Source organism: Amycolatopsis nivea (genome assembly GCF_004522235.1).
In the GTDB taxonomy this organism is placed as follows: domain Bacteria; phylum Actinomycetota; class Actinomycetes; order Mycobacteriales; family Pseudonocardiaceae; genus Amycolatopsis; species Amycolatopsis nivea.
The window spans coordinates 12,494-34,996 of sequence record NZ_SDLT01000057.1 but is presented as its reverse complement, the minus strand read 5'-3'; the positions used below and the strand labels follow the sequence as shown (position 1 = coordinate 34,996).

General features: G+C 70.5%; 17 protein-coding genes. 3 read left to right on the top strand and 14 right to left on the bottom strand.

The window, feature by feature from the left end; translation table 11 throughout:
- The first annotated feature begins 98 nt into the window (after positions 1–98).
- Positions 99–2,090, top strand: coding sequence for an NAD-dependent DNA ligase LigA (gene ligA, locus EIZ44_RS40780; RefSeq protein WP_134734229.1), 1,992 nt, complete (start codon positions 99–101; stop codon positions 2,088–2,090).
- Between the two features lie 654 nt (positions 2,091–2,744).
- On the opposite strand, the gene EIZ44_RS40775 is transcribed toward ligA, so the two are convergent.
- Positions 2,745–3,698: a ketopantoate reductase family protein gene (locus EIZ44_RS40775; RefSeq protein ID WP_134662271.1), complete on the bottom strand. Its 954-nt coding sequence runs from the start codon at positions 3,696–3,698 to the stop codon at positions 2,745–2,747.
- Between the two features lie 192 nt (positions 3,699–3,890).
- On the opposite strand from EIZ44_RS40775, the gene EIZ44_RS40770 reads away from it, so the two are divergent.
- Positions 3,891–4,277: a hypothetical protein gene (locus EIZ44_RS40770; RefSeq protein ID WP_134662270.1), complete on the top strand. Its 387-nt coding sequence runs from the start codon at positions 3,891–3,893 to the stop codon at positions 4,275–4,277.
- A 156-nt stretch (positions 4,278–4,433) separates the two neighbouring features.
- Here the strand turns inward: EIZ44_RS40770 and EIZ44_RS40765 are convergent, their stop codons facing one another.
- The 5 genes from EIZ44_RS40765 to EIZ44_RS40745 all read right to left on the bottom strand — a co-directional run bounded on the left by EIZ44_RS40765 (position 4,434) and on the right by EIZ44_RS40745 (position 12,831).
- Positions 4,434–6,149, bottom strand: coding sequence for an ATP-binding cassette domain-containing protein (locus EIZ44_RS40765; RefSeq protein WP_134734228.1), 1,716 nt, complete (start codon positions 6,147–6,149; stop codon positions 4,434–4,436).
- Between the two features lie 541 nt (positions 6,150–6,690).
- A complete protein-coding gene (locus tag EIZ44_RS40760; RefSeq protein WP_134734227.1) occupies positions 6,691–8,343 on the bottom strand; it encodes an ABC transporter ATP-binding protein in 1,653 nt (550 codons plus the stop codon).
- Positions 8,344–8,643: 300 nt separating this feature from the next.
- On the bottom strand, positions 8,644–8,778 hold the full coding sequence (locus EIZ44_RS40755; protein ID WP_158691391.1) for a class III lanthipeptide: 135 nt from the start codon (positions 8,776–8,778) through the stop codon (positions 8,644–8,646).
- Positions 8,779–8,810: 32 nt separating this feature from the next.
- A complete protein-coding gene (gene lanKC / locus EIZ44_RS40750; RefSeq protein WP_134734226.1) occupies positions 8,811–11,345 on the bottom strand; it encodes a class III lanthionine synthetase LanKC in 2,535 nt (844 codons plus the stop codon).
- A gap of 592 nt (positions 11,346–11,937) precedes the next feature.
- Complete coding sequence (locus EIZ44_RS40745) at positions 11,938–12,831, bottom strand: LysR family transcriptional regulator (protein ID WP_037813014.1); 894 nt, start codon at positions 12,829–12,831, stop codon at positions 11,938–11,940.
- Positions 12,832–12,913: 82 nt separating this feature from the next.
- On the opposite strand from EIZ44_RS40745, the gene EIZ44_RS40740 reads away from it, so the two are divergent.
- Positions 12,914–13,810, top strand: a complete 897-nt coding sequence (locus tag EIZ44_RS40740) for a DMT family transporter (protein ID WP_134662266.1) — start codon at positions 12,914–12,916, stop codon at positions 13,808–13,810.
- Here EIZ44_RS40740 and EIZ44_RS40735 read toward each other — a convergent pair.
- From EIZ44_RS40735 to EIZ44_RS40700, 8 genes are all read right to left on the bottom strand, one after another.
- Entirely contained in the window at positions 13,807–14,589 is a 783-nt protein-coding gene (locus EIZ44_RS40735; RefSeq protein ID WP_134734225.1) for a class I SAM-dependent methyltransferase, read from the bottom strand. The two genes, EIZ44_RS40740 and EIZ44_RS40735, sit on opposite strands and share 4 nt — an antisense overlap.
- A 52-nt stretch (positions 14,590–14,641) precedes the next feature.
- Positions 14,642–15,472 (bottom strand): endo alpha-1,4 polygalactosaminidase, encoded by an 831-nt coding sequence (locus EIZ44_RS40730; RefSeq protein ID WP_134734224.1) that lies wholly within the window; start codon positions 15,470–15,472, stop codon positions 14,642–14,644.
- A gap of 177 nt (positions 15,473–15,649) precedes the next feature.
- Positions 15,650–16,954, bottom strand: coding sequence for an alpha-glucosidase/alpha-galactosidase (locus EIZ44_RS40725; protein ID WP_134734223.1), 1,305 nt, complete (start codon positions 16,952–16,954; stop codon positions 15,650–15,652).
- On the bottom strand, positions 16,951–17,889 hold the full coding sequence (locus tag EIZ44_RS40720) for a carbohydrate kinase family protein (protein ID WP_037813006.1): 939 nt from the start codon (positions 17,887–17,889) through the stop codon (positions 16,951–16,953). Before EIZ44_RS40720 ends, EIZ44_RS40725 begins: the two co-directional genes overlap by 4 nt.
- A gap of 26 nt (positions 17,890–17,915) precedes the next feature.
- Positions 17,916–18,803, bottom strand: a complete 888-nt coding sequence (locus tag EIZ44_RS40715) for a carbohydrate ABC transporter permease (protein ID WP_134734222.1) — start codon at positions 18,801–18,803, stop codon at positions 17,916–17,918.
- Positions 18,800–19,714: a carbohydrate ABC transporter permease gene (locus EIZ44_RS40710; protein ID WP_043829941.1), complete on the bottom strand. Its 915-nt coding sequence runs from the start codon at positions 19,712–19,714 to the stop codon at positions 18,800–18,802. Before EIZ44_RS40710 ends, EIZ44_RS40715 begins: the two co-directional genes overlap by 4 nt.
- A 10-nt stretch (positions 19,715–19,724) precedes the next feature.
- A complete protein-coding gene (locus EIZ44_RS40705; RefSeq protein ID WP_134734221.1) occupies positions 19,725–21,008 on the bottom strand; it encodes an ABC transporter substrate-binding protein in 1,284 nt (427 codons plus the stop codon).
- 52 nt (positions 21,009–21,060) lie between these two features.
- Positions 21,061–22,242: a Gfo/Idh/MocA family protein gene (locus EIZ44_RS40700; protein ID WP_134734220.1), complete on the bottom strand. Its 1,182-nt coding sequence runs from the start codon at positions 22,240–22,242 to the stop codon at positions 21,061–21,063.
- Between the last annotated feature and the right edge of the window lie 261 nt (positions 22,243–22,503).

Here is a 22,503-nt window from a genome sequence, read left to right as displayed (position 1 = left end):
GTTCCGGTCTTCGTCCGGCCGCCGGAGATTCGTGCCGTGGTTGCTCGGGTTGCGTCGCTGTCCGGTTTTGTCGGTGGGGCCGGGTAGCGTTCCGGTTCGTGGACGTTCGGGAACGTATTCAGGAGCTGGCCGATCAGGTCGTAGTGCTGCGCGACGCGTACTACCGGGGCTCGCCGGTGGTGGCGGACGCGGAGTACGACGCGATCGAGGACGAGCTGCGCGGGTTGATCGAGGCGAGCCCCGAGCTGGCCCCGGACCCGAATCCGCTGGACCAGGTGGGCGGGCCCGCGGTGCTGCACGCGCCGATCCGGCATTCGCGGCCGATGCTGTCGCTGGAGAAGGCGACGAAGCCGGAGCAGGTCGAGGCGTTCTTCGACCGGTTCCCCGGCCAGCCGGTGGTCGTGATGCCCAAGCTGGACGGCCTGTCGCTGGCCCTGGTGTACGAGGAAGGCCGGCTGGCCCGAGCGGTCACCCGCGGCGACGGGACCACCGGCGACGACGTCACCATGCTGGTGCGCGCGCTGACCGACGGCGTTCCGCACCAGGTCAGCGCCCCGGGCCGGGTCGAGGTGCGCGGCGAGGCGGTGATGCTGCGCTCGACGTTCGCCGCTTACAACACCGCGCACCCGGACAAACCGCTGATCAACCCGCGCAACGCCGCGGCGGGCACGCTGCGCGCGAAGGACCCGGCCGCGGTTGCCGAGCGCCGGCTGCGCTTCTTCGCCTTCGACCTGGACACCGAACCCGGCAGCTCGGAAACCGATCTGGGCAGCGGCCTGCTGGCGCTCGGGTTCACCGCGGCGGACATGCGCCGCTGCGCCGACGCGGCCTCCGCGCAGGCCGTGATCACCACGATCGAGCAGCAGCGCAACGACCTGGACTACGACATCGACGGCGCCGTCCTGCGGCTCGCCGACCGGGCCGCGTACGCCGCCGCGGGCACCCGGTCGAGCTCGCCGCGCGGGGCGCTGGCGTACAAGTTCGCCGCCGAGGAGAAGACCACCGTGCTGTCCGATGTGGTCTGGGACGTCGGCAAAACCGGCAAGATCGCCCCGGTCGCGTGGCTGGAGCCGGTCTTCGTGGGCGGGACCACGGTCACCCGCGCGACGCTGGCCAACCAGGAGGTCATCCGCGCCCGCGGCATCAAGATCGGCGACACCGTGCTGGTGCGCCGGGCGGGCGACGTGATCCCGTTCGTCGCCGGCGTGCTCGACGAGTCCAAACGCACCGGAGCCGAGCGGGAGATCGTGCCCCCGTCGACGTGCCCGTCGTGCGAACAGCCGCTCACCGAACAGGGCAACAGCCGGGAACTGTTCTGCACCAACGTTTCCTGCCCCGCGCAGACCGTGCGGCGGCTGATCCACTGGGCGTCCCGCGCGGCCGCCGACATCGACGCGATCGGCGGCGTGTGGATCGAACGGCTGGCCGAGGCCGGGATCCTGGAACACCCGTCGGACTTCTACCGGCTCACCAAGGAACGCCTGCTGGAATTCGACCGCATCGGCGAGGTCTCGGCGACGCGGATGATCGAGTCGATCGACGCCAGCCGCCGGGTCGGGCTGCGCCGGGCGCTGATCGGGCTCGCGATCCCGATGGCGTCGGAAGGCACCGCCGCCCGGCTGTGCCGCGCCGGATTCGCCTCCCTGGAAGCGGTGCTCGAGGCGGGCGTCGACGGTCTCGTCGAGGTGGAGGACATCGGACCGAAGGTCGCCGCCTCCCTGGTGGAACACCTCACCCGGCTGCGCCCCGAACTGGAACGCCTGCGAGAACGCGAAGTCTCCCTGGACGTCCTGGAAGAAGACCTCCCGCCCGCCGTCGTCGCGGGCGCGCCGCTGGAAGGCAAGACCGTGGTGGTCACCGGCGCGATCAGCGACCCGCGATCCGGGGAGAAAGTGCCCCGCCCCACTTTCCAGCGCCTGTGCGAGACGGCAGGAGCGACCACCGCGTCGTCAGTGTCGGCGAGCACCGACCTGCTGATCACCGGTGCCGACGTCGGCGCGAGCAAGCTGACGAAGGCCGAGAAACTCGGCGTCGAGGTCGTGGACCAGGGGGTGATCTGGGAACAGCTGATCGCGGCCGGAGTGGTCTGAGCCCGCTGTTTCCCCGAACGGGCGACCGCCGCCTGGGGAAACCGGCGGGAGAGGTCGCCGGATCGTGGCGACGGCTCACGCACGCCGGAACGGCCGAGAACTCTTTGCCNGGCGACGGCTCACGCACGCCGGAACGGCCGAGAACTCTTTGCCTGGCAACGTGTTCGTCGGATCCTTTCGCGCCGCGGGTTCGCGGCCTCGGGCGGCTTGTTGATCGTCAGCTGCACCGACGATGCGTTGTTCGTCCGGCTGTGCGAGGTGCTTGGGCACGTCGGAATGGTCGAGAATCCTTTGCGTGGCAACGTGTTCGTCGGATCCTTTCGCGCCGCGGGTTCGCGGCCTCGGATGGCTCGTTGATGGTCAGCTGCGCCGACGACGCGTTGTTCGTCCGGCTGTCCGAGACGCACGGGCAGCCGGAATGGGCGGCCAATCCGCGGTTTCGGCGGCCGAACGCGAGGCGTCGTGCGCATTCGGCAGCGCGCTCGCCGCGCGGCCCGGCAACAACCGGGTCAGCGCGAGCGTGCGGTGTGATTGCGGTGAGAGGCTCGCGCGAACCGTCGGCACCCGGCGAGGCGATCAGCCGCGCCACTCGCTGGCGTCCAGAGGCCGATCCCACCGAAACGGTTTCTGGCAACACTTCGAGAAAGCCGGGGCTCACTCTGTCCTTTCCAGACCGAAGTACGGTTCCGCCGCCTCCAGCCGCGGCACCGTCACCCCCAGCCGCCGGGCGTGGGCCAGTACGTCGCGGCAGATCTCGCGCGGCTCGCGGGCGTCGGGATCGGAGTGCGCCTCGAAACTCAGCCGCGCTGCGGGAAAGTGGGCCAGCATCCACCCGAGCACGGGGACCGTCAGCCAGGTCGGTGCCCGGAACAGCAGCAACGCGCCCCGATGCCGCCGCACGTCGATGCCGCGGGCTTCGAGAAGCGGCACAAGCTCGCGCCCGGCCAGCAACGCCTCGCGCAGATCGCCCTGTGACCCGGCCAGCGAACTCAACGAGCCGAGCCGCACGCCCTGCGAGTGCAAACCCGCGTCCGAGACGAAGTGCACCCAGAGCCAGCCGCGAAAGTCAGGTCGCTCGCGGATCCGGAACCCAGCGTCGCGAAACGCCTCCCGAACCACCCGTTCGCGTTCGGTCGGAGGCTCGCCGAGCGTCCCGAACACGGCGAGCGGCAACAGCATCCCGCGCAGCACCCCGTCCTCGCCGAAACCGCCGCCGCCCTGCGGAAACCCCCACGCGACCTGCTCGACGGGAAGATCGCCGATCGCGGCCAGCGGCTCGGACCAGATGTTGCCGAAAACCAGCACCGTCGCCTTCCCGACCCGCGGCGCCAGAAAGGCCGTCGCCTCCGCGAGCCGATAGTGCTGGACGCTCACCACAATCAGATCGAACTCATGACCCGGCTCCAGCACCTCGCGATACCGCACCGGCCACGTCCGGACACCCCGCCGCCGCCGCGCCCGCAGATCCCGAACATCGAGGCTGATCGACTCCCCGTACTCCGCCGCGCGCCCCGGACGGACATAGAACTCGACGTCGTGCCCCGCCTGTTCCAAGGCCCAGCCGTACATCGTCGCGATCACGCCGCGTCCGAACATCAAGATCTTCACAGCCGCACCTCACGGGAATCCTGAAACTGGAGACAATCTCCACTTTCCGAAGATATGGAGACTGTCTCCGGTTGTCAACGAGCGGTCCGAGACGCCTTCCCGGCAAGGCCCGCGAATTCACGCATAATCCCGCCTCGCAGGCCGCGGCCCAGTACGATTCCGCCCAGCATCGACCATCTCTGGGGGACCATCATGAAACGCATCGCCGTCAGCCTCGCCGTGTCCGCGGTCGCCGTGCTCGGGGGAGCGGGAGCCGCGAGCGCGGCCGACTACCCGACGTCCGACTTCGGCGACCACATCAGCGGCGGGGCCGCTGGGGGAACGCTGACCTGGTACAACCGCTCAGTCGGCGTCAGCGGCTACGTCCGCGACGACGCCGGGTCCGCGAGCACCACGGTGACCTTCGAGTTCCGTCAGGCGGGCACGCTGCTGGACGTCCAGACGCGGTCCGCGCTGAACGACTACCGGAAGTTCGGCTGGACCGAACCCGGGCCGTCCGGCGGGTTCAGCAAGGTGGACATCTACCTCGGCCACGGCACCAACAGGATCCTCATCGCCTCGGTGCCGCGCAAGGTCTGAGCCGCACCGCCGGAAGGCTGCCTCGGATCCGGGCGGACAGCAGATCAGCGCGGATCCGGGCAAACAGGCGACGTGACGGGAGTGCTCCGATCGCGGGGGAATCTGCTCCAGCCGTTCCCGTCCGACGGCGCGTGCGCACGACGAGGCCCCTGCCGGTCAGCTGGCTTCAAGGCGCGATCGCTCCGGCAGCCAAGCCCGCATCATCTCGGCATACCGCGGCGATGCGGCCAGCAACTCGTCGTGCCGGCCCAGCACCGTTTCCTGTCCGTCCATCAGCAACACGCGATGTGCCCGGACTGCCGACGACAGCCGGTGCGCGATCACGATCAGGGTGCTTCCCCGGGCGGCGAAGGCGCGTTCCGCGTGGACCTCCGCTGCCGGGTCCAAAGTGGACGTTGCCTCGTCCAGGACGACGACTCCGGCAGGCGCGGCATAGGCCCTCGCCAGTCCGAGGAGTTGGGCCTCCCCGGCGGAAATGCCCTCCGCGCCGGGGCCGAGTTCGGCGTCCAGGCCGCCTAGGCGGGCCAGCAGCGGGGCGGCGCCGACGGCTTCCGCGGCTGCGATCAGGCGGCGGTCGGAGGCTTCGGGGTGGAACAGGGACAGGTTTTCGCGCAGGGTTCCGGCGAAAAGGTAGGCCTGCTGCGGGACCAGCACGAGATGCCGAGGGCGGTCGGCCAGTTCGCTGGCGCGCACGCCGCCCAGCCGGACTTCGCCGTGCTGCGGGGTCAGCAGGCCGGTGAGCAGCGCGGCGAGGGTCGATTTCCCGATGCCGCTCGGGCCGACGACCGCCAGGTGTTCGCCGGGGCGCAGGTCGAGGTTCAGGCCGCGGACGACCGGTTCCGGCGCCGCGCCCCAGCGGAACGTCAGGTCGCGCACGGCGAGCCCGAGTCCGGCGGGGCTTTCGGTCGCCGGGCGGCTTTCGGGCGGTGCGGTGGTTTCGGCGAGCCGGCGCAGTGCGACGAGCAACCGGAGGACGACCGTCGACGCGGTGGCGGCGAGCCCGCGCAGCGCGGGTTGCAAGGTCGTGGCGAGGTAGACGAGCGCCCCGAGCGCGGCCCCCGCGGTCAGCTCGCCGCGGGCGACCATCGCCGGTGCGAGGGCGAGCGCTAGCACCAGCGGGACGAACCCGCCGAGCGCCACGATCACCGACCGGAGCGCTGCTGACCTGGCGACCCGCACTGCAGCCGCGGCTTGCCGGTCCACCGCGTCGTCGGCCGTCAGCGCGGCGACCGGTTCGGCTCCGCACGCGACGACGTCGCGCATCCCGGCGAAGATCGAGCCCGTGGCGGCTGCCGTTCCTTCGTCCGCCAGAGTGAGCGCGCGTTGCCGCCGGGCGAGCGAGGGCAGCAGCGCGGCGAACCCGGCCAGCGCGAGCACCACCGGGACCACGACCGGCAACGCCAGCGACCCCGCGACGGTCACCAGCCCGGCCACCGCCGCCGCCGTGGTGACGAGCATGCCGCGGGCCTGGACGAGAAGCCCGCCGGTAGCGTCGCGCACGACCTCGACGTGCTGGGTGATCCGCGCGACGCCGCGCGCGTCCGGCCCGCTCCGCGGCGGCGCGGGATCGTGCAGCACTCCGCGCACGACGGCAGTCACCAGCGCGTCCCGCAACGGCTCGACGACCTTGCCCAGCTGCCGCCACACCAGCCGCGACCCGAACGCACCCCCGAGCGCGGCCAGCCCGAACACCCCGAGCCACCCGAGGCCGACCCCGGGCTTGCCTGCCGCGAACCCGCTGTTGACGGCCAGTTCGACGAGCCGCCCGGAGAAGAACGCGGGCAGTCCTTCGAGGACAGAGCAGGCCAGGAGAACCAGCCCGCCGCGCCATTGCCCGGCGAGGGCGCTCCAGTAGAGGCGGCCGACACTCATGGCCGCTCCATGCGAGCGGCGCGGTTGCGTTCGGGGGTTGGTTGTGCGGTGGGGTTGGTGCGCGGTGGTGCGGGGGTTGGTTGTGGGGTGTGGTGCGGCAGCGTGGACGTCGTGTGGTCGCGTGCGTGGGGCGGTTGGGCGGTGAGGTCGGTGCGCCGTGGCGCGGGGTTCGTTTCTGGAGTGCGGTGCAGCGGCGTGGTGCGGTGGCGTGCGTGAGTGGGTTGCGCGGTGAGGTCGGTGCGTGGTCGCGTGGGGGTTGGTTGTGGGGTGTGGTGCGGCAGCGCCGACGTGGTGCGGTGGCGTGCGTGAGTGGGTTGCGCGGTGAGGTCGGTGCGCTGTCGCGCGGGGTTCGTTTTGGGTGTGTGCTGCGACGGCGCGGTGTGGTTGCGTGCGTGGCTTGGCTGCGCGGGGCTCGCTCCTGAAGCGCCCCGCAGCAGCGTGGACGCGGTCAGTGTCGCGGGCACGGATCGTCCTGGGGGAGCGATGCGCAGCGGTCCGCCATTCGCGGTCGCGCCGTGGGCGTTCCGCCACCGCACCCTGCTCACGTCTCCTCCGTGAACACCGCGCGGTACCCCGGCATCTGCCACAACCGCGCGTGCGGCCCAACCGCCCGGACCTGCCCTGCCGCCAGCCACACCACCACATCTGCCCGCGCGGCCATCGCGGCCCGGTGTGTCACGACTACCCTCGTCCGGCGGCCCAACTCCGCCGTCACGGCGCGTTCGGTGATCGTGTCCAGGCTGGCGGTGGCGTCGTCGAGCAGGAGCACCCGCGGGTTCCGCGCGAGCGCCCGCGCGAGGCCCACCCGGGCGCTTTCCCCGCCGGACAGTGGAGTTTCGGCTAGCGGAGTCTCGTAACCTTGCGGCAAGCGCACGAGGATGTCGTGAATGCGGGCAGTCCGGCAAGCCGCATCGACCGCCGGGACGCTCGCCCACGAGCCATAAGCGACAGCATCGGCGACAGTGGTGCCGAGCAGCGCGGGTTCGGCGGCGGCATACCCGACGACGGCTCGAAGCTCCTCTGGACGCAGTACGGCGAGGTCGCGGCCGTCTAGCAGCACTTGTCCGGCGTCGGGGCGGCGAAGACCGGCCAGCAGAGAGACCACAGTGGACTTTCCTGAACCGGAACTTCCTACTATCGCGGCGAAACAACCACCGGGGATGGTGAGGTCGACGTCGGCGAGTGCGCCATGCACGGTCGCGCTGCGGAGTTCCAGGGTGCCGTTTCCGGGCAGCAGTCCGAGAGCGCCGCGAGCAGGGGGTCCGGTGTCGAGGACTTCGGTGATCCGGAGCGCGGCCGAGCGGATCCGGGAAAGGGTGGTGAGCAACGGGATTTGCGTGACCAGGCCCAGACCGAGCGCGACGTAGCCGAGGGCGGCGAGGACGTCTCCGGCGCTCAAGCGTCCGTCCAGGACAACGAAACCGGCGGCGGCGAGGGTGACGATTTCCACCGTGGGGAGCAGGAGACCGGCTCGCCACACCATCCGCGCTTGGGTGCGCCACATGCCCTGGCCGGCGAGGTTCAGCCGCGGCAGGGGACGCAGCACCCGGGCGGCTTCGGCGTCGGCGGTGCCGGACGCGGCGATCGTCCGCAGGCCGGCGACGGCGTCGAGCAGCCGGGCGGACAGTTCCCCGGAAACCCGTTGGTAGGCAAGCACATCCTTCGCCGTTCCGCGCAGGTGCGATCGCGCCAGCAGCAAGGCGAAGGGCAGGCTGCCCAGGAAGACCAGGGCGAGCCGCCAGTCCAAGAGCGCGAGCAGGACTATCGCGCCGGAGGACATGAGCCCGGTCGCGGCCAGCTGCACCACGACCGCGGCGATGCCTCCGGCGGCGGCGCAATCGCCGCTCACCCGGCTGACCGCGTCGCCAGGGGCGAACGGTGAACCGGTGCCTAAGGCGAGCACGCGGTCGGTTACCCGGCGGCGCAGCCAAGCGCTTGCGTTGCTGGTCAGGCGGGCGGGAAGGACCACGATGACGGCATCCGCGGCGATCTCCGCCGCGCCTACGGCGAGCAGCCACACCACCGCGCCGGTGCTGCTTCGGCCGCTGAGCACCGCGTCGGTGGCGGCGGCGAGGGCGCCGGGCAGCAGCAGTCCGGCGCCGGCGGAGATCAGCGACGCCACGATCAGCGCGGCGAGCCGGGGACGGTCCAGGCGGGCGACCGAGGTCAGGAGGCGATCGGCGGCTCCGGCCATGTCGCTCCCTTCGCGTGGTGGTCGGCGAGTTGAGATCAGCGGGCGGCGTCGGCGCAGACAGCGAGCGTGGCGTCGGCGGAAGGCGAGGACTGGACGACAACCGAACGCGCCGGAAGCTTCGTCGCGCCCGTCGATCCCCGGCGGCTGCCTCGTCGCGCCCGTCGACCCCGGCGGCTGCCTGGCCGCGCCCGTCGATCCCCGGCACCTGCCTCGCCGCGACCGCCGCGAGGCAGTCAGTGCAGAATGAACGGGGCGGGAACGGCGCACTTGTCCTGCGCCGTTCCCGCCCTGCCCGCGCGGTCAGTAGCAGAGAAGCAGGCTGAGCGTGCTCTCGCCGCACCATGCGCTGTAGTGGCTGTGGCCGTGGTGGTCCAGTCCCTGGCCTTCGAGGGCTTCGGGGGCCTCCAACGCCTGCAGCTCCAGGACGTGTTCCATGGGTGTTCCCTTCTCTCGGGGTCCGCCGGCGCTCATCGGCCGGAGGTGTGCGGGGACGGTGCGGAGCCCAGGAAGGGCAGCAGTTCCGCGCCGTCCAGTAGTGCGGCGAGCGTGCGGAGGACCCCCGCGCTGCCGGTGCTGACGTCGGTCGACAGGCGAAGCAGCTGGTTGCCGGGGAAGGCCAGCCCGCCGTGGTACGGCACGCCGTGCCACGTCAGCCGCGCCAGGTGCAGGTCGATCGCTTCGCGGTCCGGCTCGTCGGCGAAGGACAGCGCGGCGGCGAGCCCGCACCGGCCGTAGAGCAGGCCCGGGTGGATCACGAACTCCCCGCGGCACGCGGCCCGCAGCCCGGGCAGGCTCTCGGCGGCGGCCGAGTCCGGCAGGCTCCGGGCGACCTGTTCGGCGACCAGCAGGATTCCGGCGCTCCCGATCGCGGCGTAGGGGAGCAGGCGCAGGGTGCCGTCGCGGACTTGCAGCGATCCGTCGGACGCGGCAGTGCATTCCTCCAGGTCGCGGGCCAGCACGCGGTCGGCAAGCGTGAGCCACGACGGTTCGCCGGTGTGCTCGTACAGGCGCAGGAACAGCAGCGCGGGCCCGGACCAGCCGCTGAGCAGTCCGGCCCTGGCGAAGCGGCCGGGCGGGTCGGCGGTCTCGAACGCGGTCGCGAGCTTGAGGGCGATGTCCAGCGCTTGGCGGCCGAATTCGTTGTCGCCGCGGGTCGTCGCGAAGTGCAGGCGGGTGAGGCCGATCCCGGCGAGCCCGCTTTCCAGGCCGTGGTCGGTGGTCTGGTTGACCAGCGACTGCGACGCGGCGAGCAGTTCGTCGGCTTCTGCCGTGTAGCCGAATTCCTCGAGGACGTACGCGATGCCGTGGCTGCCGTCGAAGAACCCGGGCCGCGAGGGCGGTTGCCGCCGGGCGGCCGCCAGCAGCCACTGTTCGTACTCCGGAAAACGGCCTGCTCCGGCGACGTGCAGCGAGTGCAGCACGCCCGCGGCGCCGACGCCGAAGCCCGCGCCGCCGGAGCGGAACTGCTCGATGTCGCCGGGGAACAGCCGGTCGGTCCGGTCTGGCGTGGCACTCGCGAGGATGGCTTCCGCGATCTGCTTGCGGACCAGCGACCAGTCCGGCCGCGGCTCGTCCAGCGCGGTGTGGGTCGCGGGCCGGTCGGTGCGCGGGGCGAGCACGGAGACCACGCGGTCGGCGTACCCGTCCGGCAGGTCGAACCGCTGCTGCGCGAAGTCGGCGAGCCCGCGCAGCTTGCCGGGCGCGAGTTCCAGCAGCATCACCAGCGGAAGGAAGAGCCACAGCCGCAGCGCGGCCAGTGCGTGCTCGTCGATCTCGAAACCGTGCCGGTCGGCGGGAGCACGGAAGCCGGGCGCGCCCAGCCCCGGCCGGTCGCCGGAATCGGCGTCGACGGCCAGTTCGAAGTCGATCAGCGACACCCGGTCCTGCTCGTCCACCAGGATGTTCTTGCCGTGCAGGTCGGCGAACACGATCCCGTGCCGGTGGATGTCCGCGACGATCCGTTCGACCTGGGCGAGCACCGCCAGCGCGCGATCGCGGAAGGACTCGAGACCGCCTTCGGCCCGGGTGCCGCTGGTGAGCGGGTAATGCCGGGCGAGCCAGCTGCTCAGCGTGCTGCCGGGCAGGTGCTCCATCGCCAGGTAATGGTGCTCCCACACGGTGAACTGCTCGTACACGCGCGGGACGCCCGGGACGTCCGCCAGCCGTTCGAGCACCTCGCGTTCGTGGTTCAGCCGGGCGACCGCGTCCGCGCCGTCGCGGTCCAGCCCGGCGTGCGGCCGGGCCTCCTTCAGCACGACGGTCTTCCGGTCGACCCCTCGTTCGGCCAGATAAACGCCGCCGCCGTTGGAAAAGTGCAGGGAACCGGTCACCCGGTACGGGAATTCGGCTCCGCTCTTGCGCGCGGCCAGGCTGTCGGACAAACAGGACGGAATCGGCGCCCATTCCGGCACCGAAAAGGACGGTTCCCGCCGGTCGGGCACGAGCGTGCCATCCGGACGGCGGATTGCCAGCACCCTCGTTCCGGCGTGTTCGGTCCACTGTTCGGCGAATCCGCCGTATCGGACGTAAAGCGGACCTTCGCGGTAGCGCAGATCGCTCAGAATATACGCACCGTGCTCGCCTTCCAGCTCGGCGGAAAGGTCGGACAGTATCGTCGCGAGCGCCTCTTCGGTGTGCGGGTAAATCGTGATCAGCTTGCCGCTTCCTTCGCGGGGCGCGTATTTCGAATTGCGGCTGAGCAGGGTCGCCCGGGAGCGCAGATGCTTGTACGCGACCTGATGCTCCACACAGTACCGGTGCACCCGGGACAGTACGCCGGCCGCGTTGTCCAGACCTGCGGAGACGTGGATTTTCCAGCCCTGGGCGGGAAGTTTCCGCCCGGCCGGCCGCAGCGACCGCCAGATCCCGTGCGTCTCGTCCGTCCACCCGGGCCCCGGCAGCGGCAGTCCCGCGGCCAGGTCGCCTGCCGCGCCCGGGGATTCCCGCGGTTCGTCGAAGAACAGCGGATCGGCGAAGCAGAAAGCCTCGTACCGGACGTCCATGAAAACGAGCCCTTCCCTTTTCCTGAGGAAAACCGGGCGACTTCGATGTCGGACGGTGACACCATTCCCGCACGAGGGGGGTGCCCCGGCCAATCCGCCAACCCGGGGGTTCGAGGCTCCTCGTCAGGGTGAAGGACGCGGGTTCGGGCCGCGAAAACCGGGACTGCGCGTGAGTCATCCCTACCCGATCGGGGTGTAACGAAGACGTTTCCCGGCGACTCGCCCAGGTCGGCGCGGAAAGAGCCGGAGAAATTGGCGGAAGGCCATCAACCCGTTCCGGTGACCCGGCTTCCGCCCGTCGTCCGGCGCGAACCCGGTGCGGATTGGGCCATTCGGGGTGGCGGCGGCGCATTCGCGTCGGGAATGTGCCGCATTCGTTACCAGAGAAGGGGGATCCGCGCGATTCTCACCCCGCCCGGCGTGCCGTGAAGGACTCCTTGAGGGAATCAGATTCCCCCAAGGAGTCCTTCACGGCGTTTCCGGCCCGCGTTCCCGGCCGTGCGGGCGAAACGTCGGCGATCCCGGGCTCGCGGGTCGGCCGTCCGTGAGGGGAACCCTCACGGCTTTCCCGGCCGCGCCTCGCCCAAGCTCCCTACCCGGCCAGCGCCTTCCCCGAACACACCAGGCTTTCCAGCAACTCCACCGCCCGCCGCGCAGCCGGGTGCTCCGCGATCGGCTTCTTCACCGCCAGGCTGAGATGCCGCACCGGTGCGGGAGAAGCAAGCGCCACGGTGGTGAGCCCGTCCGGCAGCTCGCCGATGCCGAGCTCCGGCACCACCGTCAGCCCGATTCCCGTTGCCACGAAAGACATCGCGGTGCGGTAGTCGTGCGTCTCGACGACGAAACTCGGCGAGAACCCGGCTTGCGTGCAGGCGTTGAGCAGCACCTGCCGGCACGGGCCTTCGCGCAGGTCGTTGTCGACCCAATGCCGTTCGGCGAGCGCGGCCAGCGGTACCTCCGGCAGTCCGGCGAGCGGGTCGTCCCTGCGGACGACCGCCAGGTACGGGTCCTCGGCCAGCCGGTGCACGACGACCGACCCGGGATGTTCGGCCCCGGTTTCCTCCACGAAGATGTCGATGTCCGGGTCGCCCGGGGTGAACTCGGTCAGCATCAGGTCCAGCCGCAGGCCGGGGAATTCGGTGCGCAGCGCGGCGACGGTCGGGGCCAGCCAGGTCGAGCCTGCCGAGCCGAAGTAGCCGATCGACAGGCGGCCGACGCGTCCGGCGCGCAGTTCGCTCACCACCTGCTCGACCCGGCTGAACGCCTCGAACAGCGTCTCGGCCTCCGCGGCGAGGGTGCGCCCGGCCTCGGTGGGCTCGATGCCGCGGCCGGACCGTTCGAACAGCTGCAGCCCGGTCTCCCGTTGCAGCGTGGTGATTTGCTGGCTCACCGCGGACGGCGTGTAGCCGAGCGCGGCGGCGCTCGCGCGGATCGATCCTGACGCGACGACTGCGCGCAGCACGCGGAGCCGGGGAATGTCCAGCATGCGGCGAATGTACAGCACTCCTTAACGGAGGTACAGAACTCATCGCTTGTGCTGTACAGCCGACCGAGGCGACGATGGCCAGGTGACCGATCTCGTGGAAACCGTCCCGCCCGCCGGCAAGACCGACCTCGGCAAGATCGCGGCCGCCGCCGGGCTCGCCGTCGTGCTGTGGGCTTCGTCGTTCGTCGCTATCCGCAGCGTTGGGCACGCGCTGTCCCCGGCCCCGCTGGCGTTGCTGCGGCTCGCCGTCGCAGCCGTCACCCTGACCGGGTTCGCCGTGGCCAAGGGCGCGGTTCGCGTCCGGCTGTCGCGCAAGGCGTTCCTGCTGGTCGCGGCCTACGCCGTGCTGTGGCTGGCCGCGTACACCGTCGTCCTCAACGCGGGGGAGCGGCACGTCGACGCCGGGACCGCGGCGCTGCTGGTGAACCTGGCACCGCTGATGGTCGCCGTCGCGGCGGGGAAGTTCCTCGGCGAAGGCTTCTCGCGCTCGCTCGTCATCGGCTCGCTGGTCGCGCTGGGCGGGGCCGCGCTGATCGCGACCGGAGCCACCGGCAGCAACGACTGGGCCGGCGTGCTGCTGTGCTTGCTGGCCGCCGTGCTCTACGCCGCCGGAGTCATGGTCCAGAAGATCACGTTGCGCCACGTCGACGGGCTGACCGCGATCTGGCTCGGCTGCGTCGTCGGCACCGTGGTTCTGCTGCCGTGGGCACCGCAGTTGGTCAGCGAACTGCAGGTGGCATCGGCCGGCGCGGTGCTCGGCAGCGCCTACTTGGGAGTCTTCCCGACCGCGGTCGGCTTCACCGCGTGGGCGTACGCGCTGCGTCGCACGGACGCGGGTCGGCTGACGATGGTGACCTACGCCGTGCCCGCGGTGGCCGTACTGCTGTCCTGGCTGCTGCTCGCCGAAACCCCGACCGCGTACGGACTCGTCGGCGGCGTGCTCTGCCTGGCCGGCGTGGCGATCTCCCGCCGTCGTTAACGGCGTCCCCACCCCGATACGAGGGGATAGGACGACACGGTGAACCGCGGATCGGCGAGCACCCGGCGGAACTGCTCGATGTCCGCCGGCGGCACGCCGTCCGCGGCCAGCTTTTCGGCCAGCTCCACCGAATTCGCCGCCAGCAACCGGATTTCTGGCCCGCCGCCCGGCCACCGGGTCGTGACCCGCGCGCTGCCGACCTCGCGCAGCCCGGCCCCGGCGAGCACCTCCGGCAGCCGCCCGGCCCATTCGACGTCGCTGCCCGCTCGTTCGAGCAGGTCCAGGATCCGGCCTTGTACGGAACGGAAAACCGTCGCGCTCGCCTCGTCCGGCGTCGCGAGCACGGTTTGCCCACGCGGTTCGATTTCTTCGAGGACCAGCCAGCCGCCGGGGGCGAGCGCGCCGGCGAGTTTCGCGACCAGTTCGTCCCGCTCCGGGAAGTGGATCAGCACCAGGCGGGCGTGGATCAGGTCGAATTTCCGGTCCGGGACCGGCTCCGCTCGGACGTCGTGGCGCACCGCCTCAGCGTTGGCGGGAAGGTCGGCGAGCAGCCGGGTGTCGAGGTCGGTGGCCAGCACGTGCCCGTCCGGACCGGCCTGCCCGGCCAGCCACCGGGCGACCGACCCGCCGCCCGCGCCGATTTCCCAGCAGGACCATCCCGCGCCGACGCCGAGTTTCCCCAGGTGCTCGAACGTCGTCCGGTCGTAGCTGGCTTCCAGTGCGGACATCCGGTCGCTCGCCGGGGCGCTCGCGTTGTCGAACGGGTAGTCGTCGGCCATTCCGCCACCCTGCCAGCATCCGCGCGGCGGCGCTGGCAGGATGACGGAAGTCTCAGCAGGTTTCGCGGACGTAGCCGGATTCGCCCTTCGGCGTGACGTCCCGGTCGCGCCGGACGACGCTCAGGCTGCTGCCCCATGTGGCGCACGCGTTGCGCAAACCGTCCTCGGTGTATTCGATGACGATCACGTGGTCGCCGAAATACTGGGTGTATTCCGCGCAATTGTCCTGCTCGCCGCATTCCTCGGCGACGGCGAAGTCCAGCCCGTTGTCCGTCCGCGACGAGGACAGTTCCGAGGTGTTCTTCTGCGCGATCGCCAGGCCTTTCCCGTGCGCGCGCGAGGAAAGCAGTTTCACGAGGTCCTGCGCGTTCCGCGCGCTGAGCAGGCCTTGGGACCGGGTGAAGCTGTCGTAGTTGTCCGGCTCGATCGCCTGGTAGCCCTTGCCGGCGCACTCGTCGATCCACCCGCCGACCTTGTCCGCGATCCGGCTCCGCTTGTCCGCGGTGCGCAGGTCTAGCAGCGCCTCGTTCCAGTCGGGATCCATGACGACGTCGCCGTTGCCGTCGTGCAGGACCAGGTCGCCCCATTCGCCCTCGGTGCCGGGCTGGGCCTGGAAAGCGTTGACGTAGCAGATGTTGTACGCCCCGGCGGCGGCCGGGGCGCTGTGGTCGCGGCTGACCGCCTGGACGCCCGACGGCGGCGTGTACGGACCGCCGATCTGATAGTCGAACCCGGCATGCGGGGCGGGCAGCGTGACGCTGTGCGGCGCGGGGAGCGGCGCGCTCTCCGCCGGGCCGGCGGCCCCGAGCGCGCACGCCGAACTGCCGACGAGCAGCGCGGCCGCCGCGGTTCCCCGAGAAATCCGACCAGGAAGCGAATGCATCTGGTGACTCCAGCGATGGTGAGTACGGCCCCGCCTCGGAGGGTTCGAAGACATCCTGGCGACTGGGTCCGGGCTCGCGGGGCATTCCGCATTACCGGCTGGGCGTACTTCTGGCGCCTGCCCGTCCGGCAGGCACCAGAAGTTTAGCGGATCACCGCGCCGCGCCGTCAAGACTCGTTAGCTGCCCAGGGTTTTCCGCAATCCGGGCTGGAGCGCGTCGCCGTGCGCGCGCACCATTTCGTCGCACAGTTCCCAGATCCGCTCGACCGGAAGCGCGGCCGCCGTCGCGGGATCGGCCATCGCGGCGTGGCGGATGTGCCGCGGATCGTCCTCGACCGCGGCGCGCACCACGAGTTCGGTCGTGCTCAGATAGGTGCCGTTGAGCGCCGCCAGTTGCGGCGGAAGCGCGTCGACGCGGGTGGGGCGGATGCCGGTCGCGTCGGCGAGACACGGCACTTCGACGGCTCCGGTCGCGGGGAGATTCGGGATCAGCCCGCGGTTGAGCACGTTGCCGTAAACGGTCCGCGGCGTCCCGGTGACGACACTGTGGATGATTTGCGGCGCGTATTCGTTGGTGCCCTCGACGGTGAGCGGTTCGTCGCGTTCGATGGCTTGACGGGTGTGTTCGTATTCTGCTTCGTTCTCCGCCACGACGTCCAGATACGCGCCGATCGGCAGCCGCAGCCGTTCGATTTCGCTGGCGTGGCCCAGATACCAGGGCACGTATTCGGACGAGTGCTCGCTGGTTTCGGTGGGGTAATAGCCGAGCCGCCGGAACATGTCGAACCGCACGCGCCGCCGCAGCTGCGGGTCTTCGGCGAGCTCGGCGAGCCGCGGGTACAGATCGTTGCCCTGATGCTCCAGACGCAGGATCCAGGCCTGGTGGTTGATGCCCGCGGCGTGGTAAGTGACCTCGGACAGCGGCACCTCCAGCAGCTTCGCCAGGTCGTGCACGGTCCAGTACACCGAATGGCACAGGCCGACCACGCGGTCCGGGCCGAGCGTTTCGGAGAGGTACTGCACGTTCATCGCCATCGGGTTCGTGTAGTTCAGCAGCCACGCCCGCGGGCACACCTGCGCGATGTCCTCGCCGAGCTCGCGCAGGAACGGGAAAGTGCGCAGGGCCCGGAAGATCCCGCCGACGCCGAGCGTGTCGCCGATGGTCTGCTTCACGCCGAAGCGCGCCGGAATGTCGAAGTCGACGCGGGTGGCTTCGCCCATTCCGATTTGGACCATGTTGACGACGAAGTCCGCGCCCTCCAGGGCTTCGCGACGGTCGAGGTGCGCGGTGAGGACGGGCTTGGCGCCGCGGGCTTCGGCGATGCGACCGGCCGCCGCGTGCGCGACGCGCAGGCGTTCCGGGTCGATGTCGTGCAGCGCGACGTGCACCTCGGCCAGTTCGGGATAGGCGAACAGGTCCGCGAGCAGGCCCTGGGTGAACACGACGCTGCCGGCGCCGATGAACGTGATCTTGGTGGTCATGCATTTTCCGTTTCAGTGAGGTGGAGCTCGTTCCAAGTCGGTTGGCCGTCGATCCCGCCGCGCGCGAGCGTCGAACGGCCGCCGCCGGTCACCCCGGCGCGCAGCGCGTCGGACAGCGGCAGCCCGCGCAGCATCGCGGCGAGGAACGCGGCGTTGAAGCTGTCGCCTGCCCCGACGGTGTCGAGCGGGGTGATCGGGGACGCGGGAACCGTGACGGTTTCGCCGCGGTGGCGGGCGATCGCGCCGTCAGCGCCGTTCTTGACGACGACCGTCGGCCCTTGTGCGGCGAGGTGCGCCACGGCGTCGAGCAGGCTGGATTGTCCGGACAGCTCGAGTGCTTCGGCGGCGTTGGGCAGGAGGAAGTCGGTCTCCTGAAGTACCAGCTTGATGCCGCTGGGATCCCACTGCCGCGCCGGGTCGTCGTTGGTGTCCAGCGACGTGGTCGCGCCGTGCGCCCGTGCGGTGCGGAACAGCTCCGGCAGCCCGGCGGCCAGCTTGGGCATCAGGAAGTACGACGAGGCGTGGACGTGCCGCGCGTTCGCGAGCAGCTCAGCGGGGACGTCCGCCGCCGACACCGCGTCCAGCACTCCGGAGCTGGTGACGATCGCCCGGCTGTCGTCGCGGGTCAGGATCGCCGTGAGCGGGGTCGGCAACGACGGATCCACGGTGAGGGCCTGGGTGTCGACGCCGCGTTCGTCGAGGATGTCCCGGACGAAGCGACCGGCGGCGTCGTCGCCGATCCGCCCGGCGAAGGCGGTTTTCAGCCCCAGCCGGGCGGCCCCGGCGGCGGTGATCGCGGCGGACCCGCCGAGCGTGAGCGAGCCGTGGCCGACGAGGTTCTCCCGTTGCCGGAAGTCGAGGTCCCCGGTCAGCGGCCCGAGGACGACGTCGGGGTTGACGTCGCCGAGCACGAGCAGGTCGAAGCGGTGCGGCATGCGTGGTTCCTCTGGAGGAGTGCGGTTCAGCCTTTGAGGCCGCTGGAGGTGATGGACTGGATGAAGGTCTTCTGCGCGCCGAGGAAGGCCAGCAGCACCGGCAGCACGGTGATGACGTTCCCGGCCATCACCGCCGCCCAGTTGGTGTGGTGCTGTCCCTGGAAGGTGGTCAGTCCGAGCTGCAGCGTGTACTGGGTGTCGTGGTTGATCGCGATCAACGGCCAGGTCAGGTCGTTCCAGGTGCTGAGGAAGGTCAGCACGGCGACGGTGCTCAGCGCGGGCCGGGACAGCGGGAGCACGATCCGGATCAGTACCCGCAGCCGCGAGCAGCCGTCGATCCAGGCCGCCTCCTCCAGCTCGCGCGGCAGCGACAGGAAGAACTGCCGCAGCAGGAACACCGCGAACGGCGTGACCAGCGACGGGACGATCAGCGCGCCGAGCGAGTCGATGAGGCCGAGCTTCTTCATCACCAGGAACGTCGGGATCATGGTCAGCTGGAACGGCACCGCCATGGTCGCCATCATCAGCCCGAGCATCACCTTCGAACCGCGGAACCGCATGCGCGCGAACGCGTAGCCGCCGAGCGAGCCGAAGACGAGGTTGGCCGCCACGGTCACCACCGACACGATGAGCGAGTTGGTGAACCAGCGCAGGAACAGCGCGTTCTCCAGCACGTACCGGTAGCCGGAGAAGTCGATCCCGGACGGCCACAGCGACGGCGGGAACCGGTTGATCTCCGCGTTGCTCATCACCGAGCTGAGCAGCAGCCACACCAGCGGGGCGGCGAACACCAGCGCCAGCGGGGCCAGCAAGAGGTGCCACGGGCTGAAAGGCAGCCGCCAGCGCCTGGGCTGATGGATCACGCCGGGCAGTTGAGATGCCGAAACCGGGGCAACATGGGCGCGCGTGGTCATCGGACCTCCTTGTCGCGGCGCAGCAACCGGACGCCCAGCCCGAGCGCCAGCAGAACGACGGCGAGCACGTACGCCGCGGCAGCGCCGTATCCGGCGGTGAAGTTCTGGAAGGCCTGCTGCCAGATGAAGTAGACGATCACCGTGGTCGAGCCGAGCGGTCCGCCCTTGGTGGTGACGTACGTCAGGTCGAACACCTGGAGCGATTGGATCAGCTGCCACAGCGTCAGGAACGTGGTCACCGGCAGCACGGCGGGCAGGGTGACGTGCCGGAGGATCCGGAACGGACCGGCGCCGTCCAGCCGCGCGGCTTCGATCAGCGACGGCGGGACGTCCTGGAGCGCGGCCAGGAAGACCACCATGCAGAACCCGGTGCCGCTCCACAGCGTGATGGCCACGAGGACCAGCAACGCCTGCGACGGGTCGGTCAGAAACCCTTGCGGGCTCAGGCCGATCCGGTGCAGCAGCGAGTTGGCGACGCCGAACTCCGGGTCGAGGATGAACGAGAACAGCACGCCCTGCGCGGTGGCCGACAGCACGAACGGAACGAACATCAACGTCCGGTACGCGCCGATGAAGCGCACCCGCCGGTTCAGCGCGAGCGCCAGCGCGAGGCCGAGCACGATGCTCAGCGGAACGTATAACGCCGTGTACAGCAGCGTGTTGCCGACCGCTTGGCCGAAGTGCGGGTCCTGCGCGAGCGCCGCGTAGTTGTCGACGCCGACGAAGCGGGACGGGGTGACGAGGTCGTCGGCCTGGAACGAGAGGATCAGCGACCACACCACGGGCACCAGGCCGAGGCCGATGATGACGACGACCGAGGGGCTCAGATACGCCCAGGCGGCGGCGGTTTCGCGGCGGCGGCGGGTCTTGGCGGCCGGAGCGACTGTGATCGGGCCGGGATGTACGGACATGGGCGGGGTCCTATCGGGGGATGATGAGGGCGGCGTTGGCCGCGGAAGCGCAGTCGCGCATGGCATCGGCGGGGGTCGCGCGCCCGAGCAGCACCGAGACGATCGCCGCGGCGACGGCCTGCGAGACCTGCGGATAGGCGGGGTGGTTCGCGCGGACGTGCGAGTTGTCGAGCGACTTGACGAACACGGAAAGCCCTGCGGTGTCCTGGGTTTTCTGCTGCCATTCCGGAAGCCGCTGCGATCCGGCGCTCAGCGGGAGGCTGCCGGCGCCGACGTCCCACACGACGTCCTGCTTGGGCGCGGTCAGCCACCGCAGGAACGTCTTGGCCGCGGCGAGGCGCCGGTCGCCGTTGTCGAAGACCGTCCAGGTGTCGGGGCCGGAGATGGTGATCGGCTTTCCGGTGAACGTCGGCAGCGGGACGATCTGGTAGTCGATTCCCGCGTCGGCGATGTCGGGCAGCTGCCACGGACCGGTCGGCACCATCGCGATCCGGCCCGAGGCGAAGGCCTGGTACATCTGCTCGGAGCCGGGTTTCGGGTCGATGTAGACACTGCGGTCGGCGGCCAGGTTTCGGATCACTTCGAGCGCCCGCACACCGCTGTCGGCGAAGCCGATGCTGCGGCCGTCCTGGCCGACGATGGTGCCGCCGAGGTCCCAGATCATCGGCCACAGCCGCCAGACGGTGTCCTCGTCGCCCGCGCCGGGCCAGGCCGTGCCGAACTGGCCCTGGTCGCGGTTGGTCAGTTTCTTAGCGGTGGCCACGAAATCCGGCCAGCGCCAGGATTCGTCCGGCAGCGGGACGCCGTGCTGCTGGAACAGTTTCTTGTTGCAGGCGACGGCCAGCGAGTCGAGCATCGCGGGCACGGCGCGGACGCGCTCGTTCACGGTGACCGCTTCGAGCGCGGGTTTCCAGAACTGGGTGCCGTCGTTGACGACGTCGCCCATGTCGGCCACGCGCGGGCTGCGGGCGATGCTGGCGAGGTCGGAGCCGAAGATGTACGCGATGTCCGGGTAGGAACCGGACGCGAGCGCCGCGGTCACCTTTTGCAGCATGGCGTCGGCCAGCACGCCGCCGCCCAGGTCGATCCGGATGTCGGGGTGCTCGCGCTGGAACGCGGCGACGAGCTGCTTGAGGACTTTGAGACCGGTGTCGCTCTGGCCGTGCCACATTTCGACGGTGACCGGTCCGGACGTGGCGGCGGGGGCCTCGGCGCACGCCGCGGCGGCGGGCACCAGCGCCATCGCCGCCGCGCCGCGGAGAAAACCGCGCCGGGTCAGGGTTCGCACGCGCATGGGAGTGTTTTCCTTCCCTTGCGCTAGCGGAGGGGACGGCGGGAGGGCGGGGTCATCTGCGATTTCCTTCCGGCGGGGAGAAATGGGCGGCCAGTTGTTCGGGCAGGGGAGGGACGTCGACCGGCACGGAGCCGGAACGCAGGGACTGCGTGGCGAGCGCGCCCGCCGCCACGGCTTCGCGGGCGGCGATCGGGGACAGTGCCGGCGGGTCGCCGTGCACTACGTAACGCAGGAATTCGGTCATGGTCAGGAGATCCGCGTCCTGGTGTCCTGATGCGACACCGTCGATCGGGTACTCGCGGTCTCCGTCCAGCGCCCATCCGCGACGGCGGTTCCACACCTTCACCACGCCGCCGCCGGTGTCGCCGAAGTTCTCCGCGCGGCCTTCGGTGCCGATTACGGTGTAGTTGCGCCAGTAGTCGGGCGTGAAATGGCATTGTTCGTAGCTGGCGAGGACACCGTTGTCGAGTCGCATGTGGACCATCGAGAGGTCTTCGACGTCGACGACCGGGTTGAGGCCGGTTTGTGCGGCGGGAGGCCAGTTGTCGAAGGAAAACCAGTCGTCGGCGAGGCGGTCGCCCTGGCCGCTGCGGTCGGTGATGCCACCGTAGACGGTCAGGTCGCCCATCGCGGTGACGCGGCGGGTGAAGCCTCCGGCGAGGTAGTGGATGACGTCGAGGTCGTGGCTGGCTTTCTGCAGCAGCAAGGAGTTTACGCGGCTGCGGTCGGCGTGCCAGTCCTTGAAGTAATAGTCGCCGCCGTTGCCGACGAAGTGACGACACCAGACGGCTTTCACTTCGCCGATCTCGCCGCGCGTCACGACGTCGCGGAGCGTGCGGACGACGGCGGAGTGCCGGAAGTTGTGTCCAATGTAGAGCGGAGTGCCGGTCTCCTGTGCGGCGGCGAGGACCGCGTCCGCGTCGGGAAGCGTTGTGGCCAGCGGCTTTTCGAGGTACACCGCCACTCCGGCGCGGAGCAGGTCGACGGCGATCTCGGCGTGCGTCCAGTCCGGCGAGGTCACGATCGCGGCGTCGACCAGATTCGCGAGTTCCCGGTGTCCCGGCACGATCTCGATGCCGCCGAACATTTCGCGCGCTCGCGCCCGGCCGCGCTCGTCGGGATCCGAAGCCGCCGCCAGTTCCGCCGCGACGCCGGATTCCGCCACGTGCCGGGCGATCCCGGCCCGCAGGCCGACGCCGACCACACCGACCCGCAGCACCCCGGGGTTCACCACCGCGCCACCTCACCTCTGCGTGATATTGATCTGCATGATGGCAAAACAATCATAAATGCGCAATGGCGCGGGTCCGCTCGTGGGGCGACGACCGGCTCCGCGGAGGGCGTGGCGAGGTCGGCGGGTGCTCCCTTGTGGACGGAGTGCCGTGCCGCCCGCGGACGCCGAGTCGGCCGGTTCGCAGGTCGCGACGATCTTGACCTGCGCATGGACTGACGGCTCGCAGGCGTTGGCGAGGACGGTCGGGCTGGGCTTGCCGGA

Excerpts from the sequence above, each read along its gene's own strand:
- EIZ44_RS40725 (WP_134734223.1), bottom strand. The coding sequence starts at position 16,954 with ATGACCACCAAGATCACGTTCATCGGCGCCGGCAGCGTCGTGTTCACC.
- EIZ44_RS40760 (WP_134734227.1), bottom strand. The coding sequence starts at position 8,343 with ATGGCCGGAGCCGCCGATCGCCTCCTGACCTCGGTCGCCCGCCTGGAC.
- EIZ44_RS40715 (WP_134734222.1), bottom strand. The coding sequence starts at position 18,803 with ATGACCACGCGCGCCCATGTTGCCCCGGTTTCGGCATCTCAACTGCCC.
- lanKC (WP_134734226.1), bottom strand. The coding sequence starts at position 11,345 with ATGGACGTCCGGTACGAGGCTTTCTGCTTCGCCGATCCGCTGTTCTTC.
- EIZ44_RS40755 (WP_158691391.1), bottom strand. The coding sequence starts at position 8,778 with ATGGAACACGTCCTGGAGCTGCAGGCGTTGGAGGCCCCCGAAGCCCTC.
- EIZ44_RS40770 (WP_134662270.1), top strand. The coding sequence starts at position 3,891 with ATGAAACGCATCGCCGTCAGCCTCGCCGTGTCCGCGGTCGCCGTGCTC.
- EIZ44_RS40745 (WP_037813014.1), bottom strand. The coding sequence starts at position 12,831 with ATGCTGGACATTCCCCGGCTCCGCGTGCTGCGCGCAGTCGTCGCGTCA.
- EIZ44_RS40710 (WP_043829941.1), bottom strand. The coding sequence starts at position 19,714 with ATGTCCGTACATCCCGGCCCGATCACAGTCGCTCCGGCCGCCAAGACC.
- EIZ44_RS40730 (WP_134734224.1), bottom strand. The coding sequence starts at position 15,472 with ATGCATTCGCTTCCTGGTCGGATTTCTCGGGGAACCGCGGCGGCCGCG.
- EIZ44_RS40735 (WP_134734225.1), bottom strand. The coding sequence starts at position 14,589 with ATGGCCGACGACTACCCGTTCGACAACGCGAGCGCCCCGGCGAGCGAC.
- EIZ44_RS40765 (WP_134734228.1), bottom strand. The coding sequence starts at position 6,149 with ATGAGTGTCGGCCGCCTCTACTGGAGCGCCCTCGCCGGGCAATGGCGC.
- EIZ44_RS40705 (WP_134734221.1), bottom strand. The coding sequence starts at position 21,008 with ATGCGCGTGCGAACCCTGACCCGGCGCGGTTTTCTCCGCGGCGCGGCG.
- EIZ44_RS40720 (WP_037813006.1), bottom strand. The coding sequence starts at position 17,889 with ATGCCGCACCGCTTCGACCTGCTCGTGCTCGGCGACGTCAACCCCGAC.